Genomic DNA, 15,976 nt, shown 5'->3' on the forward strand with positions numbered 1-15,976 from the left:
ACCTCCGTTGAATCAGCGCAGCCGGAGCGGGAGCCCGGCGACGAGCAGGACGACCTCGTCGCAGATCTCGGCCAGCCGGGCGTTGAGCGAGCCGAGTTCGTCCCGGAACAGCCTTCCAGACCTTGTCGCGGGAACGACCCCGAGGCCGACCTCGGCGGAAACGAGCACGACCCGCGCGGAACACCGGGCGACGGCGTCGTCGAGCGCGGCGCAGTGCCCGGCCACGACGTCGAGCGCGGCCGGATCCCGATCCCACGCACCGGCGTCGTCGAGCACGCCGGTCAGCCAGGTGGCCAGGTCATCGACCAGCACCGTCGCTCCGGGGGATGCCCCGGTCAGCACCCGCAGCAGTGCATCGGCGTCCCCGGCCTCGACGGTCCGCCAGGTGTCGGGCCGGCGGGCGACGTGCGAGGCGATCCGCTCGGCCCACTCGAGGTCGTCCGGATCCCGCCGCGCGGTGGCGACGTAGGTGACGGGCTCAGCGGCCGGCACCAATCCCTCGGCATGCGCGGACTTGCCGGACCGAGCCCCACCGAGCACCAGAGTGCGCCCACCCACCAGGAAAACCTCCGGTCCCCGTGCCTACGACGTCGCCGCGACGCTACCCGGAACCGGACGTGGAAGATCGATTCACCCCCGGCCGGGCCCGACGCCCGCGGATGTGCCGGGATCAGGCGACCTTGGCGATGTCCTTGGGGGTGTAGCGGGGGCGGGGGACCCGGAGCTTGCGGATCTGCATCGCCCGGGTGAAGGCGTACCAGCCCAGGGAGAACGGGCGGTCCTTGGCGTCCGGGAACTTCGCGCGCACCCGCTTGTTCACGTAGCGGCCGAGCAGGGTGCCCTCGACGACCATCATCACCAGCAGCACCATGCAGAACAGCGTCGCGTACTGCTGGACCACCAGGTTCTGCGCCAGCGTGGTGGCGAACACGATCAGCACCAGCGGCATGAACAGGCCCATCAGGTGCCGCCGGGTGTCGACGAGGTCGCGGACGTACGCGCGCACCGGGCCCTTGTCGCGGGGCATCAGGTAGCGGTCGTCGCCCTGCATCATCCGCTCGCGGCGTTCCTTCGCCGCCTGGCGGCGCTCGTCCTTGTTGCCGCGTGCCCGCTTGACCGCCTCGCGCTGGGTCTTCGGTGGCGGCGGGACCGGGCCGCGCCGCTTGCCTTCCGCTTCCCGGCGCTTCGGCGTCGGCTTCCCCTTCTTGGGGGTGTGATTGGGGGCATGCTCCGCCGCAGCCGGGCCGGTCTCGGTGTCGGACTCGGTGGTGGCGGTCTGCTCAGCGCTGTTACGGCGAAGGAACCTCACTCCAACAGGGTATTCGACGCCACTGCCGGGGCTGCAGCAGACCGGACACCTGCGGCGGAACAGACATCGGGTGGTCACATCACACCAGCTAGGCGGGTGGCTGTGCCACCATGGGCGGAGGAGACAAGACACAGCTCCCCCGGGCGGCGCCCGTGGGAATAGCCCGAGCCCGGGTGGGGTTGCACCTCACGCCGGAATCGGATGAGCGAGACCTCTAGGGAGAGTCCATGACCGCCCCGAACACCACGACCGAGAGCGAGGCGCCCGCCCACGGTGTCACGTTGACCGACTCGGCTGCTCACAAGGCCAAGGCCCTGCTGGAGCAGGAGGGCCGCGACGACATGCACCTGCGCATCGCAGTGCAGCCCGGCGGTTGCGCGGGCCTGCGCTACCAGCTCTTCTTCGACGAGCGGAGCCTCGACGGCGACGTCCGGCGCGACTTCGAGGGCCTGGGTGTGGTCGTCGACCGGATGAGCGCTCCCTACCTGCAGGGCGCGGTGATCGACTTCGTCGACTCGATCGAGAAGCAGGGCTTCACCATCGACAACCCGAACGCCGGCGGGTCGTGCGCCTGCGGTGACTCGTTCCACTGATCGAGCAAGCCGATCTGGCATGAGGCCGGTGCCCGCGGGCGCCGGCCTTCTTGCTGTCCGGGTTCATGCCGGCGGCGCGCCCACCCGCAGCCGGTTGCCGTCGGGATCGCGCAGTTCGATCTCGCGCCCCCAGTCGGCGTGCTCGATCTGGACGCCGAAGGCGTCCGCGATGGCGTCCAGGTCGCGGACGCGGAGGTACACCAGCGTGTCGGGGCGGGCGTCGCCCTCGTGCTCGGACAGGAACAGCCTCAACGTGCCGCGGGCCACCTCGACGAAGGCGGGCAGCCCGGGTTCGGAGCGGTGTTCCCACTGCGCGGCGAAACCCAGCTGCTCGTACCACGCGACCGCGGCGGCGGCATCCGCGACGCGGAGGATCGGGATGACTTCCTCGTTCATGCCGCCATCGTCCCAGCCGGCACCGCCGGTCACGCGGGATCGGGCAGGCCCGCGAGGTAGGCCGTGATGGCGTCCCGGAACGCTTCGGGTCGACCTGCGCCGCGTCGACGGCGCGGACCGCGGTACGAAAGGCCGGGTACTCGTCGCCGGGCGCAGGCATGAATTCCCCGACACCGCAGCAAGATCCGGACGCCGACGCCGATTGGCGCGGCTGCGCGAGCTCGGCTACGAACCCGAGCTCCGCCGCGGTCTCGACGTCCTCGGCAACGTCATGATGGGCTTCGCGACGATCTCCCCGGTCGTCGGGCTCTACGCGGTGGTGCTGGTGGGCGCGACGATCGCCGGGCCCCGCTGGGTGTGGGCGCTGCCGGTCTGCCTGGCCGGGCAGTGCCTGCTGCTGGCGCTCTACGCCGAGCTCTCCTCGGAATTCCCGATCTCCGGCGGCGCCTACCAGTGGACCCGGCGGCTGCTCGGCCCGTCCTACGCCTGGCTGACCGGCTGCATCGGGCACATCCGGCTGGGCAGGCCGGGCACCGCGCTGAACTTCGGCGCGGTCACATGCAACCGACCCACATGGACTGGACGCTGCCCGACCACACGGACAACTGGTTGACGCGCATCGGCGCGGAGCGCTGCGGGCGGGCGTGGCGGTATCGCGACATCCTCGCCGCTGGCGGCCACGTCGCGCTCGGCTCGGACTGGCCCATCGCGGCCTTCGACCCGCGGGTGATCATGCGGGTGCGCGGCTGCGCCGCCCGGTCGCCGAGCCGGGCCGGGCGCCCGTGCTGCCCGGCCAGGCGCTTTCCGCGCAGCAGGTGCTCGCCGGGTACACCGCCGAGGCGGCCTACGGCGCCAGCGAGGAGGACGTGGCCGGGCGCGTCCGGGTGGGCATGCGGGCGGACTTGGCCGTCTTCGACGGTGACCCGCTCACCTGCGCCCCGGACGAGCTGCCGGATCTCGGGGTGGCCTGCACCATCGTCGGCGGCCGCATCGTGCACGAGGCGCTGTGACCTGATGAGCGAAGGGCGCCTTCGCCGACTGCTCGGCGAAGGCGCCCTTTCCGTCTGAGGTGGCGGCCGTCAGCGGGTGACGACCCGGACGACCTCGCCGCCGAGGACCACCTCGTCGCCCTCGACCAGCTGCTTGCCGCGGCGGGTCTCGACCGCGCCGTTGACCTCGACCTGGCCGTCCTCCAGCAGCTCCTTCGCCTCCGCTCCGTGCTCGACGAGGCCCGCCAGCTTCAACAGCTGTCCGAGCCGGATCATGTCGTCCCGGATCTCCACTTCGCGCATGCCGCCATTGTCCGCCGCGCACCCGGTGCGCGGCCGGGCCGGGCACCGGCGCTGCGCTCGGTGCACGGACGGTCACCCGGTGCTGCCGGTTCGTCGCTGGTTGGTGTTCTGCCTGGTCAGGGGCCGTGAGCGTGTTGGGTCGCCATAGCACCCCAAAACGCTCGCGGGCGATCACCTGCGGAAACGATGCTCCCTCGCGTTGCATCGGCCGGGATGTGTGTCCACATTGGATCTGTAGAGGTCCATTGCAATAATTTGCAAGGGTTTGAGCAGGTGAGTGCTGGTGCAGATGGTGTATTGACTTAACATCTGCAAGAAAATGTGATCGTAGGCGACCCACTCGACGCAGAGGAGGTTGTCATGCGAATGCCGTTGTTGCTGCTGGTCGCGGTGCTCGGCGGCACGGCCCTGGTGCCCGCCGCGGCGGGCCTGCCGGCGGAGCCCGCCGCCGCGCCGGTGCGCGGTCCGATCATCCAGATGTTCCAGTGGCCGTGGGATTCCATCGCGCAGGAGTGCACGAGTTTCCTGGGCCCCAAGGGATTCGGCGCGGTGCAGGTGTCACCGCCGCAGGAGCACGTCGTGCTCGCCGACGCGGGCCACCCCTGGTACCAGGACTACCAGCCGGTGAGCTACCAGCTGCAGTCCCGGCGCGGCAACCGGGAGCAGTTCGCCGCGATGGTGCAGACCTGCAACGCCGCGGGCGTGCAGATCTACGCCGATGCCGTGGTCAACCACATGAGCGGCACCGGATCGGCCGGCAGCGGGCCGGGCAGCGGCGGCTCGTCCTACTCGAAGTACGACTACCCGGGCGTCTACTCGGACGCCGACTTCCACGGCTGCCGCCGGGACATCGCCAACTACAACGACAAGTGGGAGGTGCGCAACTGCGAGCTCGTCGGGCTGGCCGACCTCGCGACCGAGTCCGAATACGTGCGCAACACCGAGATCGCCTACCTCAACGACCTGGTGGGGCTGGGCGTTTCCGGGTTCCGGGTGGACGGCGTCAAGCACATGCCGCCGGAGGACGTCGGCGCGATCTTCGGGGCGCTGCAGAACGTGCCGGGGACGGGCGCCAAGCCGTACGTCTTCCAGGAGGTGATCGCGGACGGCACGACGACGGCGGGGGAGTACGCCGGCAACGGCGACGTCACCGAATTCGCCTACTACGGCACGGTCGCCAACGCGTTCAAGAACGGTTCGCTGGCCGGGCTGGCGAACCTGCCGGACCAGATGCCGCTGCCGAGCGAGCAGGCAGTGGTCTTCATCGACAACCACGACACGCAGCGCAGCTCGCCGACGCTGACCTACAAGGACGGCGTCACCTACGACCTGGCCGTCGCGTTCGAGCTGGCCTACCCGTACGGGACGCCGCAGCTGATCTCCAGCTTCGCCTTCGACAACCCCGACGCCGGTCCCCCCGCCGCCGCGGACGGCACGACCGAGGCCGCGAGCTGTGACAGCTCGGCGTGGGTGTGCGAGCACCGGCGCGCCATCATCGCTGGGATGGCCGGGTTCCACGCCGCGGTGCAGGGCGAGGAGCTCACCGGCTGGTGGGACAACGGCAACGGGCAGATCGCGTTCGGGCGCGGGGACGCCGGGTTCGTCGTGATCAACCGGGAAGGCGGCGAGCTGTCGCAGACCTTCCAGACGTCGTTGCCCGCGGGGACCTACTGCAACGTGATGACCGGCGAGCTCTCCGGCGGGTCGTGCACCGGCGATGCGGTGGAGGTCGGCGGGGACGGCAAGTTCACCGCCACCGTCGCCGCCAACTCCGGTGTCGCGTTGCACGCAGGTGCGAAGCTCGGCTGATCTTCCCAGAGATCGGCCATGTCCGAATCAGTCCCATGTTCGTTAGAGGGCTTTTCCGGTTCGGCGCGATCGGTGCTGCGGCATTGGTGACCGATCTGTCCACCGTGGCCGAAAGGCGCCTTCGGGCAAGCCGCTCGAAGGCGCCCTTCGTCGGTCACTCGGGTGGGCGTCGGGCTGTGATGATCATCCGGTCGTGGGCGGCGGTCAGCGGGGCACCGTCGTCGCCGTAGACCTCGACATCCCGGAAACCCGCCTGGTGCAGCCACTCCCGGAGCTCCGGGACGGTGAAGAAGCGCACCGAGTACCGGATCCGGCGGGTCCGGCCGTCGCGGATGATCGTGCGCTCCACGCCCGACCGGAAGTTGACCGGGTCCAGGCGGTGCTGATCGACGGTCATGTCCTCGCCCACCTGGCGGACCACAGTGTCCTGGTAGCGGCGCAGCAGGTTGGTGATGTTGTTCAGCTCCAGGGCGAACTTCCCGCCCGGCCGCAGCGCGGAGCGAGCCTCGCTCAGCACCCGGCGGTTGTCGTCGTCGGAGAAGTAGCCGAACGAGGTGAACCAGCAGATCACCACGTCGAACCTGTTCTCCCACGGCAACTTCCGCATGTCGCCCCGGACGTAGTCGGCCTGCACGCCCTGGGCTTCGGCGTCGTCGCGGGCCTTGTCCAGGAACAGCTGCGTGTAGTCCAGGCCCGTCATCCGGCAGCCGCGGGCCGCCAGCCGGTTGGTCAGCCGACCGTGGCCGCAGGCCAGGTCCAGCAGTTCCACGCCGGGCTCCAGCCCGAGCAGGTCCCAGATCAGCGCGGCTTCCGCCTCACTGCGGGCATCCGTGAGCTCGCGGTAGAAATACAGGTAGTCGTCGTTGAACAGGCCCTCGGTATCGAACTCCGGCTCCGTCATCGGCATCTCCGGTGTCGCCGCGTCCATCGGACGTTCACCAGCTTGACGTGCCGAGATCCGCCGTGCCAACGGATTTTCAGCGCGCCAGGTCGTTCTCGCTGAACCTCGCGTAGCGGATCGTCTGGTTCGCGTCGCCGGAGCTCGGCGAGCCCGCCTCGTAGAGCAGGCCGGCCCAGCCGCCGCCCAGGTTGATCAGGTCCGAGTAGGCCGACCAGGTCGCGTCCACGACCGTGCCCACCTCCTGCCAGGTGGCGCCCTCGTCCGACGACGTGCGGATGCGCATCGTGTGGCGGCGGTGGTCCATGTCCGGATTCGTGTTGTACGGCCCGGAGAACAGGATCAGGTTGTGCGGGTCGCCCGCCGTCGTCGCGCGCAGGCGCACCACCGAGCCCTGCACGACCGGGCCCTTGAGCTGCGGCACGACCTCGAACGGCGCGCGGAACGTCGCCCCGCCGTCCGCGCTGACCGCGTGTGCCCGGTTGCCCTCGGCGATCGTCGTCCCGGAGTTGTCCTGGTTGCGGGCCGCCGCGTAGATCTCGGCGTCGACCGTTTCCAGCAGGCTCAGCTCCTGCGGCTTGATGGCCTTGCCGGTCCGGTCGTCCAGCGCGCCGAGCCGCCAGTTCGTCCCGCCGTCGTCGCTGTAGACGATGCCGGCGCCCTTCACGCCGCCCTCGCCCTCGAAGTTGATGCCCGCCACCATCCGGTTCACGTGCTCGCCCCGGGTCATCTGCAGGCCGTGGCCCGGACCGGTGGCGTACCAGGTGTTCCACTCCGGCTTCGTCAGCTGCGGCTGGGCCACCGGCTTCGTCCACTGTGTACCCTGCGGGTTCGTGCTGTGCTGCAGGAACGGCGTCCGGGTGCAGCCGTTGCCGTTGCACTGCGGGCCCGGGTTGTGCGTCGTCAGCAACGAGATCCGGCCGGTGGCCCGGTCCACGATCGGCACCGGGTTGCCGCGGGTGTCGCCCGCGCCGTCGGTGATCAGCTCCAGCGGCCGCCACGTCTTCCCGTCGTCCGTCGAGCGCTTGAGGACCACGTCGATGTCGCCGGTGTCGTCGCAGTTGTTGTGGCGGCCCTCCGCGAACGCCAGTAGCGTGCTCCGGTCCTGCGTGCGCACCAGAGCCGGGATCCGGAAGCAGTTGTAGCCGCCCTCGCCCTTCATGAAGATCGTCTGCCCGGCGATCGCCAGGGGCTCGCTGGTCGCGGTCGTCTGGGCGGCGCCCAGCAGTAGCAGCGCGGCCCCGGCCGCCGCCCCCGCTAGCTTCGTCATCCGGCGCATGCGCGTCCTACCTTTCGCCGACGAACGGATAACGCATTGCACCGCAGATCCGGTATGTCGGAAAAGAACTTTCCGTCGAACTGTCCGGTAAATGTTTGTCCTAGGTGGCGATCGGCCCAGCGCCGGCTCAGTCGGCCGGATCAACCAGCGCGTCCGCCACGGCCGCGATGTCTTCCGGGCGCACCCGGCAGCAGCCGCCGATCACCTGGGCGCCCGCCGCGCGCCAGCCGCGGGCCTCCTCTGCCGACAGCCGGGCGCGGCCCGTCCACGCGCGCCGCTGCGCATCCCAGTCCTCGCCGCTGTTGGGGTACACGACGATCGGCTTTTCCGTTGCGGCCCGGGCGATCTCGACCGCGGGCAGCACGTCGTCCGGCGCCGAGCAGTTGACGCCGACGGCGATGATCGCGTCGCTGCCCGCCGCCACGGCGAACGCCTCCGCCAGCGGCTGGCCCGCTCGGGTCCGGTCGCCGCTGATGGTGAACGACAGCCAGGCCGGGACGTCCAGGCCGTCGATCGCGTCCACCAGCGCCTCCGCCTCGTCCACGTCCGGGACGGTCTCCAGCGCGAAGACGTCGGGGCGGACCTCCGCCAGCACCTCCAGCCGCGGCCAGTGGAAGTCCTGCAGCCGGCGCTTCGTGAGGCCGTAGCGGCCCCGGTATTCCGAGCCGTCGGCGAGCATCGCGCCGTACGGGCCGATCGACGCCGCCACCCAGCGGTGCCGGCCCGGCTCGACGTCGCCGGCCAGCCGGGCCAGCTCCACGCTCCGCCGCATCAGCCTCGCCGCGTCGGCGCGTTCGATGCCGCGCTCGGCGAAGCCCTCGAAGCTCGCCTGGTAGCTCGCCGTCGTCGCGATCTCCGCGCCCGCCCGGAAGAACGCGGCGTGCGCCGCGACGATCTCCTCCGGCGCGTCCGCCAGCAGGCGTGCCGACCACAGCGCGTCGGACAGGTCGTGGCCCTGCGCTTCCAGTTCGGTGGCCAGGCCGCCGTCCAGGATCATCGATGCGCCGCTGAGGCTGAACGCGTTCATGCACCCACCCTAGTGCGCATCGGGCCGCAGGCCCGACAAACGATCACGCTCCGCACCCGGCGCCACGCTCCGTCACCCGGAGCCCGCGCCCCGCCCGGGTGGCTCAGCCCTTGACGCTGCCCGCCGAGAGGCCGCTGACGAGGAAGCGCTGGACCAGGTAGAACACGATCACCGCGGGCACCGCCACCAGCACCGACGCGGCCGCGAGGTGGCCCCACTCGGCGCGGTTCTGCTGCACGAACACCTGCAGGCCCACCGCCAGCGTCTTCGACCGGTCGCCGGCCGACAGGAACGCCGAGGCGAACGCCACCTCGCTCCAGGCCACGATGAACGAGTAGAACGCCGTCACCGCCAGCCCGGGCTTGGCCAGCGGCAGCACCAGCCGCCAGAACACGCCGAACGGCGACAGCCCGTCCACCCGGCCCGCTTCGTCGATGTCGCCGGGGATCCCGTCGAAGTAGCCCTTGAGCATGTAGGTGCAGAACGGGATCGCGGTGCTGCAGTACACCAGCACCAGCCCGAACGCGCTGCCCTGCAGGCCCAGGCCCAGCAGGATGTTGTACAGCGGCACGATCAGCACCGCGAACGGGAACATCTGCACCACCAGGAACGACAGCAGCAGCCAGCGCCGCCCCGGGAAGCGGAACCGGCTCGCCGCGTAGGCGGTGGTGGCCGCCAGCAGCACCCCGAGCACCGTCGTCAGCGCCGCGATGAGCACCGAATTGCCGAACCAGCTCAGGAACGCGCCCTTGGCGCCGGCGAGCACATCCCGGTAGTTGTCCAAACTGGACTCGTTGAACAGCGTCGGGGTGGCTTCGATCGCCTTGGCGTTCGGCTTGAACGAGACCACGACCACCCAGAACACCGGGAACACCGCGATCAGCGACGCGACGATCAGGGCCGAGTGCAGGCCGATGCTCGCCGCGGTGGACCTCCGGCGCGCCCGGCCCGGCTCGGCGGCCGCGGACGTCGCCTGCAGCGATGCTGCGTCGATGGTCATCTCAGAGCACCTCTCCCCGCCGGGTCATCGCGCGGCGGTAGATCGTCGCGAACACCAGCAGCACCGACAGGATCAGCACTCCGTAGGTGGAGGCGATCGCGTAATCCCGCGTCGCGCCGGCGAAGAACCGCTCGAAGGCGTAGCTGACCAGGATCCTGGTGTGCGGGTTGTTCCCGGTGATCAGGTAGATGACCGGGAACATGTTGAACGTCCAGATCACGCCGAGCAGCACCACCGCGCCGGAGACCGGCCTCAGCCCCGGCAGCGTCACGTGCATGAACCGGTGCCACGGCGACGCGCCGTCCATCTCCGCGGCCTCGTACAGGTCCGCCGGGATGGCCTGCAAGCCGCCCAGCAGCGCCACCATCATGAACGGCACGCCCAGCCACACGTTCACGACGATCACCGACACCAGCGCCAGGTCCGACTGCCCGAGCCACACCTGCGCGGGCAGCCCCACCGACTCCAGCGCCCAGTTGATCAGCCCGTACTCGGCGTTGAACAGGTACCGCCAGGCGAACGCGCTGATGAACACCGGCACGGCCCACGGCAGGATCAGCAGCACCCGGTACAGCCCGCGCAGCCGCATCCGCCGGTTGAGCAGCAGCGCCAGCGCCAGCCCGATCCCGTAGTGGCAGGCCACGCACGCGGAGGTCCAGATCAGCGTGCGCACCAGCGTCGACCAGAACGAGCCGTACGCCGGATCGCCGGAGAGCACGTTCAGGTAGTTGGCCGGCCCGACGAACTCGTAGCTCGCCTCGCGGTCCAGCACCGGGTTGGCGATGTTGGTGTCGTTGATGTCGGTGAACGAGAAGAACAACCCCTGCAGCAGGGGGAACACCACGAGCAGCGCGAGCACTGCGACGACGGGCGAGATCATCGCGTAGACGAACCAGTGCCGCGCCAGGAGATTCCGCAACCGCATTGAAGCCGCCTCAGAACTTTGTTGGTGGATTCGGTTCCGGTCCTCGCCCCCGACGCGACGCCGGCCGCACGCCCGCGGAGCGCGAAGAACGGTCCGGGTTTCAGCGCAGCGCGTAGTCGGTCAGGACCGAGGTCTTGTAGGTCTGCGCCGTTTCGTCCAAGGCCTTCTGGACGTCCTTGCGCCCGGACAGGATGTCGGCGTACGAGGTCTGCAGCGGTTCGAGGAGTTCGCTGTTCTCCGGGATCCACGGCCGGGAGTGCGCGTTGGTCGCCAGCGGCCGGAACGCGGACACCACCGGGTTCTGCGCCACGGCGGGGACGTCGTAGGCGGACTTGCGGGTCGGCAGCAGCCCGAGCTTCTCCGCGACCTTCGCCTGGTTCTCCGCGCTGCTCATGCACTGGACGAACTTCACCGATGCCTCGGTGGCGTCGCTGCCCTGCCGGATCACGTAGTCGTGCCCGCCCACGGGCGACGGCGTCGCGGAGCCCGGAACCGGGGCGATGCCGAGGTTCGACGGGTCGGCGAACGGCTCCGATTCGGTGAACTCCGAGACCGCCCACGGCCCGTCGATGACCATCGCGACCTCGCCGCTGGTGAACGCCGCCTTCATGCTGCTGTAGGAGTTCGGCTGGTCCAGCGCGGTGCGGGCGGCCTTCGCGTCGATGAGGTCCTTGGCGACCTGCACGCCGCGCACCGCTTCCGGCGCGTTCACCGTGATCAGCCGCGCCTCGGTGTCCACGAGGTCGCCGCCGAAGGTGTAGATGAACGGCAGCGCGTAATACTCGTCGTTGTTGATGAACAGTGCTCGGTCGCCGCCGAGCTTCGGCGCGACGGCCTTCAGCTCGTCCCAGCTCTTCGGCGGGGTCACGCCGGCCTCCGCGAGCTGCTTCTTGTTGTAGAACAGCGCGAGCGCGTCGGTGACCTGCGGGACGCCGTAGGTCTTGCCCTGGAACTTGGTGGATTCCAGCGGTGCGGCGAGGAAGTCGCCGGTGTCGGCGGCCAGCGGGGTGCCGGAGAGGTCCTGGATCAGCCCGGCCTGCGCCAGCTGCGCGACCCAGCCGACGTCGGCGCGCAGCACGTCGGGTCCCTGCCCGCCCTGCGCCGCGGTCTTGTAGTTGTTCAGCGCCTGGTCGAAGGCGACCGCTTCGACGCGCACCTGGTAGCCGCCGGTGCGGCCGCACTCGGCGGCGATCTCGCCGAACACCGGGCTTTCCGCGGATCCGCTGGTGTCCCAGAAGACGACCTCGCCGGCGTTCCCGGCGTCGCTCCCGCAGCCGGCGGTGAGCGCGCCGACCAGGCCCAGGGCGGCGGCGACCGTGGCCCTTGATCTCATGTCCGGACCTCCTGTTTGCAAAAATTTGCGAACGACTGGCGTTAAATTCCATACCCGAAATGTGATGCAAGTCAAGGTGTTCAGGTATAAATGGGTGGCGGAGCGGCGAGCTGAGTTGCGCGATGATTGCAAAATATTTCGGCTGTGTGCAGGATTGTGGCGGCAAACGGTCCCGGTGCGGAGGAGCGGAGCAGTGGCGGGTCTGGCCGATATCGCCCAGGCGGCAGGGGTGAGCGTGTCCACGGTGAGCCGGGTGCTCAACCGCAAGGCCGGCATCAAGGAGGAGACCCGCCAGCGCGTGCTCGAAGTGCTCAGCCAGATGCCGCACACCGCGCGCGGCGTCGGCGCCCTGCGCCGCACCGGCGTCGTCGGCCTGCTGGTGCCGGAACTGTCCAACCCGGTCTTCCCGGCCTTCGCCGAAGCCCTGGAAAGCCGTGCCGCGCTGGCCGGTTACGCGACGCTGCTGTGCAACACGCGCGCCGCGATGACCGAGCGGGAGTACGTCCGGATGCTGGTGGCGCGGGGCGTCGAGGGCATGATCTTCGTGTCGCCGGAGATCGCCAACCCGGACAACGACGAGCGCAAGAGCCGCAACTACTACGAGGAGCTCGGCGCCGAAGGCGTCCGGATGGTGTTCGTCAACGGCGGCGCGCCGAGCCTGGACGTCCCGGACATCACCGTCGACGAGCACCTCGCGGGCTACGCAGCCGCGACGCACCTGCTCGAACTCGGCCACCGGCGGATCGGCTTCGTCAGCGGCCCGGCCCGCGCGCTCCCGTCCCGGCTGAAGCGGGCCGGCTGGGCCGCAGCGCTGGAGGAAGCCGGCGTCGAACCGGTCGCCGAGCTCGTCGCGAACGCGCCGTTCGGCGCGGAGGGCGGCGCCGAGGCGATGGGCCGGCTGCTCGACGGCCCGCGACCGACCGCGGTGCTCTGCTCGTCGGACGTCATGGCGCTCGGCGCGATGCGCGAAGCCAAGCGCCGCGGGCTGAGCACTCCCGAGGACCTCTCGGTGGTCGGCTTCGACGACATCCCGCTGGCCGCATACTGCCAGCCCGCGCTCACCACGCTGGCGCAGCCCATCCACGACATGGCCGCCGCGGCGGTCGACGAGCTCGCGCGGCAGCTCGACCCGGACGAGCCGGGGCGCGGCTCGGCGGGCTTCAGCCGCATGTTCCGCCCGACCCTCATCGCCCGGGAATCCACCCGGCGGATCTGAGATGGCCTGCGGAACGAAGATGCCGAGCGCCAAGGCCGCAAGTTGTCGTCAGGCAAGCGGCGCAGCCGCTTTTTCTTTCGCCACGCTCGCAACTTGCACCGCCGCGGGTTCTCAGACGTCGTCTGGCGAGGACAGCCCCGATGCCGCGTATTGGTCATACGTAAGTCGGGGCTCCCACAGTCCAGGCGGCGTCTGAGGTTCCGCTACCCGCACCGCTACGGAAATTGATCACATACTTCAAAGGACGGGAGCAGGGATGTCTCAGAACTGGTGGCGGGACGCGGTCGTCTACCAGGTCTACGTGCGCAGCTTCGCCGACAGCGACGGCGACGGCATCGGAGACCTGGCCGGGGTGCGCAACCGGTTACCGCACCTGGTGCGGCTCGGCGTCGATGCCGTGTGGCTGACCCCGTTCTACCCGTCCCCGATGGCGGACGGCGGCTACGACGTGGCCGACTACTGCGACGTGGACCCGATGTTCGGCACGATGGCCGACTTCGACGAGCTGCTCGCGCAGGCGCATTCGCTCGGGCTGCGGGTCCTGGTCGACGTGGTGCCCAACCACACCTCCGACCGGCACGCGTGGTTCGCCGAGGCGCTGACGGCCGCCCCCGGCGCCGCGGCCCGGGACCGCTACGTCATCCGGGACGGGCGGGGCGCGGACGGCGAACTCCCGCCCAACGACTGGGAATCCATCTTCGGCGGTCCGGCGTGGACCAGGCTCGCCGACGGCCAGTGGTACCTGCACCTGTTCGCGCCGGAGCAGCCCGACCTGAACTGGCGCAACCAGCAGGTGCGCGCGGACTTCCGGAAGGTGCTGGCGTTCTGGCTGGACCGCGGCGTCGACGGCTTCCGGATCGACGTCGCGCACGGCATGATCAAGCACCCGGACCTGCCGGACGCCGGGCTGGACAAGCAGATCTCCCTGCTGGGGCGCGGCGAACTGCCATACTTCGACCAGGACGAGGTGCACGAGATCTACCGCGACTGGCGGCAGCTGTTCGACTCCTACGAGGGCGCGCGCATCGGGGTGGCCGAGGCGTGGGCGTCGACCAGCGAGCGGCTGGCGCGCTACGTCCGGCCCGACGAACTGCACCAGGCGTTCAACTTCGCGCTGCTGGAAGCGCCGTGGTCGGCGGCCGGCTTCCGGACCGTGGTCGAGGAATCGCTGGCCACCACCGCCCGGGTCGGCGCCACCACGACGTGGGTGCTCGGCAACCACGACGTGCCGCGACCGGTGACCCGTTACGGCGATGGCGAGGCGGGGACGCGGCGGGCCCGCGCCGCCGCCCTGTTCAGCTTCGCCCTGCCCGGCTCGGTGTACGTCTACCAGGGCGAGGAGCTCGGCCTGTCCGAGGTGCTGGACCTGCCCGACGAGGTGCGGCAGGACCCGATCTGGGAGCGCTCCGGCCGCACCGACCGGGGCCGTGACGGCTGCCGGGTGCCGATCCCGTGGTCCGGCGAGCAGCCGCCGTTCGGCTTCAGCTCAGTGGACGGCTGGCTCCCGGCGCCAGGGGAGTGGGCGGAGTCGACTGTGGCCGCGCAGGACGCCCGCGACGGTTCGGTGCTGCGGACCTACCGCGACGCTTTGGCCCTGCGGCGCGGAAATCCGGCGCTCGGCGACGGCACCTTGCAGTGGCTCGACGCGCCGGACGACGTGCTGATCTTCCGCCGGGGACCGGACTTCGCGTGCGCGGTGAACTTCGGTGCCTCGCCCGTCGAGCTGGACCTGCCGGGAGACCTGCTGCTGCGCAGCGACGGCGCGGCCGACTGGAGCGGGACGCTGCCCGCCGACACCGCGATCTGGCTGACGACGGGAAAGATTAACCACGAATCCTCCTAACAGGTCTGTTCTTGCCCGACCCGCCGTGATCGCATGAATCCCCCTGGTACAGGAGGTGGTTCATGTTTCGACGATTAGGCACGGGCCTGGCGGCGGTGGTGCTCGCCGCGCTCGGCGTGGTCGGGTTCGGGCAGGCGCCCGCGTCCGCCGCACCGAACTTCCAGGTCCCATTCCAGTGCGGGCAGACCGTCACGGCCGCGACCTTCAGCGGTCACAGCCCGCAGAACTCGGTGGACTTCCAGAAGTCCGGCATCACCGGGATGCCGGTGCTGGCCTCGGCGGCGGGCACCGTGACCCGGGTGGCGAACGAGGGCAACGTCAGCTACGGCCGCTGGATCGAGATCGACCACGGCAGCGGCTGGCGGACCCGCTACGCCCACCTGTCCACCCAGAGCGTGTCGGTGGGGCAGAAGGTGAGCCTCGGCACGAAGATCGGCACGGCGGGCGCGACCGGCGGCGTCACCGGCCCCCACCTGCACTACGAACAGCGGCTCAACGGCGCCGTGGTCAAGGCGACGCTCAACGGCGTCGCGGTGCCCTACTACGGCCACACGTCGTTCACCAGCAAGAACAACTGCAACGGCAACCCGCACTCGCCGACGGAGGTGTGCGGGTCCGGCTACAGCGTGATCGACGAGGCGGGCCTGTCCGGCGCGGGCACGGTCTACCTGCTCTACAACGCCTCGAACAAGAACAACTGCGTCGTGACGCTGAAGGCGACCTCGCTCGGCACCGCCTCGCCGACGGCGGCGTTCCTCGAGGTGCAGGGGAAGACCCGGGTGACCGACTCCGGCAACTTCACGTACTACGCGGGCCCGGTCCGCCAGGAGGCGGGCACGACCTGCGTCAAGTGGGGCGGCTCGGTGGGCACGAACTCGTACAGTAGTCCCTTTGAACACTGTGGGTAGCGGATGAAGTATGATCCGCATGCTCCCGTCGACAGCCAAGCCGGGAACGATGCCGCCGGATGGGCGGTGTACAGCGCGGGCAGGCCCCAAGGCCAAGTCCTCGGCGAGAGTCGGGAGGCGGTTCCGCGAACCACCCTGGTTGCACATG

At 70.1% G+C, this 15,976-nt stretch carries 17 protein-coding genes; 7 read left to right on the top strand and 10 right to left on the bottom strand.

From position 1 onward, the window contains the following. Positions 1-12 precede the first annotated feature (12 nt). Entirely contained in the window at positions 13-558 is a 546-nt protein-coding gene (gene cobU, locus E1288_RS07735) for a bifunctional adenosylcobinamide kinase/adenosylcobinamide-phosphate guanylyltransferase (protein WP_132482723.1), read from the bottom strand. Between the two features lie 112 nt (positions 559-670). Next, a complete protein-coding gene (locus E1288_RS07740; protein WP_132482725.1) occupies positions 671-1,309 on the bottom strand; it encodes a DUF3043 domain-containing protein in 639 nt (212 codons plus the stop codon). A 227-nt stretch (positions 1,310-1,536) separates the two neighbouring features. Here E1288_RS07740 and E1288_RS07745 point away from each other — a divergent pair, with 227 nt between their 5' ends. After that, positions 1,537-1,902 (top strand): HesB/IscA family protein, encoded by a 366-nt coding sequence (locus tag E1288_RS07745; RefSeq protein WP_093277650.1) that lies wholly within the window; start codon positions 1,537-1,539, stop codon positions 1,900-1,902. Between the two features lie 63 nt (positions 1,903-1,965). Here E1288_RS07745 and E1288_RS07750 read toward each other — a convergent pair whose 3' ends face one another. After that, positions 1,966-2,298 carry a glyoxalase superfamily protein gene (locus E1288_RS07750; protein ID WP_132482727.1) on the bottom strand — a complete coding sequence of 111 codons (333 nt, stop codon included), beginning with the start codon at positions 2,296-2,298 and terminating at the stop codon, positions 1,966-1,968. A gap of 202 nt (positions 2,299-2,500) precedes the next feature. Here E1288_RS07750 and E1288_RS07755 point away from each other — a divergent pair, with 202 nt between their 5' ends. Further along, positions 2,501-2,911 carry an amino acid permease gene (locus E1288_RS07755; RefSeq protein WP_235883408.1) on the top strand — a complete coding sequence of 137 codons (411 nt, stop codon included), beginning with the start codon at positions 2,501-2,503 and terminating at the stop codon, positions 2,909-2,911. Between the two features lie 31 nt (positions 2,912-2,942). Continuing rightward, positions 2,943-3,308 (top strand): amidohydrolase family protein, encoded by a 366-nt coding sequence (locus E1288_RS07760; RefSeq protein WP_235883409.1) that lies wholly within the window; start codon positions 2,943-2,945, stop codon positions 3,306-3,308. Positions 3,309-3,377: 69 nt separating this feature from the next. Here E1288_RS07760 and E1288_RS07765 read toward each other — a convergent pair whose 3' ends face one another. Next, positions 3,378-3,590 carry an RNA-binding S4 domain-containing protein gene (locus tag E1288_RS07765; protein WP_132482729.1) on the bottom strand — a complete coding sequence of 71 codons (213 nt, stop codon included), beginning with the start codon at positions 3,588-3,590 and terminating at the stop codon, positions 3,378-3,380. 360 nt (positions 3,591-3,950) lie between these two features. On the opposite strand from E1288_RS07765, the gene E1288_RS07770 reads away from it, so the two are divergent. Further along, positions 3,951-5,399 (top strand): alpha-amylase, encoded by a 1,449-nt coding sequence (locus E1288_RS07770; RefSeq protein ID WP_132482731.1) that lies wholly within the window; start codon positions 3,951-3,953, stop codon positions 5,397-5,399. A 154-nt stretch (positions 5,400-5,553) separates the two neighbouring features. On the opposite strand, the gene E1288_RS07775 is transcribed toward E1288_RS07770, so the two are convergent. The 6 genes from E1288_RS07775 to E1288_RS07800 form a co-directional block, all read right to left on the bottom strand. Further along, positions 5,554-6,327, bottom strand: coding sequence for a class I SAM-dependent methyltransferase (locus E1288_RS07775; protein WP_235883410.1), 774 nt, complete (start codon positions 6,325-6,327; stop codon positions 5,554-5,556). Between the two features lie 49 nt (positions 6,328-6,376). Continuing rightward, positions 6,377-7,567 (bottom strand): sialidase family protein, encoded by a 1,191-nt coding sequence (locus E1288_RS07780; RefSeq protein ID WP_235883411.1) that lies wholly within the window; start codon positions 7,565-7,567, stop codon positions 6,377-6,379. 136 nt (positions 7,568-7,703) lie between these two features. Continuing rightward, positions 7,704-8,603 (bottom strand): homocysteine S-methyltransferase, encoded by a 900-nt coding sequence (mmuM, locus tag E1288_RS07785; RefSeq protein WP_207954240.1) that lies wholly within the window; start codon positions 8,601-8,603, stop codon positions 7,704-7,706. Positions 8,604-8,706: 103 nt separating this feature from the next. Beyond that, a complete protein-coding gene (locus tag E1288_RS07790) occupies positions 8,707-9,603 on the bottom strand; it encodes a sugar ABC transporter permease (protein WP_132482735.1) in 897 nt (298 codons plus the stop codon). A gap of 1 nt (position 9,604) precedes the next feature. After that, a complete protein-coding gene (locus E1288_RS07795; RefSeq protein WP_132482737.1) occupies positions 9,605-10,528 on the bottom strand; it encodes a carbohydrate ABC transporter permease in 924 nt (307 codons plus the stop codon). A gap of 100 nt (positions 10,529-10,628) precedes the next feature. Continuing rightward, positions 10,629-11,861 (bottom strand): extracellular solute-binding protein, encoded by a 1,233-nt coding sequence (locus E1288_RS07800; RefSeq protein WP_132482739.1) that lies wholly within the window; start codon positions 11,859-11,861, stop codon positions 10,629-10,631. Positions 11,862-12,054: 193 nt separating this feature from the next. On the opposite strand from E1288_RS07800, the gene E1288_RS07805 reads away from it, so the two are divergent. The 3 genes from E1288_RS07805 to E1288_RS07815 all read left to right on the top strand — a co-directional run bounded on the left by E1288_RS07805 (position 12,055) and on the right by E1288_RS07815 (position 15,828). Then, positions 12,055-13,077, top strand: a complete 1,023-nt coding sequence (locus E1288_RS07805; RefSeq protein ID WP_132482741.1) for a LacI family DNA-binding transcriptional regulator — start codon at positions 12,055-12,057, stop codon at positions 13,075-13,077. A 256-nt stretch (positions 13,078-13,333) separates the two neighbouring features. Continuing rightward, positions 13,334-14,920, top strand: a complete 1,587-nt coding sequence (locus E1288_RS07810; RefSeq protein WP_132482743.1) for a glycoside hydrolase family 13 protein — start codon at positions 13,334-13,336, stop codon at positions 14,918-14,920. Between the two features lie 62 nt (positions 14,921-14,982). Then, the gene (locus E1288_RS07815; protein WP_132482746.1) at positions 14,983-15,828 is read left to right on the top strand and encodes a M23 family metallopeptidase; all 846 of its coding nucleotides are present in this window, start codon (positions 14,983-14,985) and stop codon (positions 15,826-15,828) included. The last annotated feature ends 148 nt before the right edge of the window (positions 15,829-15,976 follow it).

Origin of the sequence: Saccharopolyspora elongata, assembly GCF_004348985.1 — a bacterium.
Taxonomy (GTDB): Bacteria; Actinomycetota; Actinomycetes; order Mycobacteriales; family Pseudonocardiaceae; genus Saccharopolyspora; species Saccharopolyspora elongata.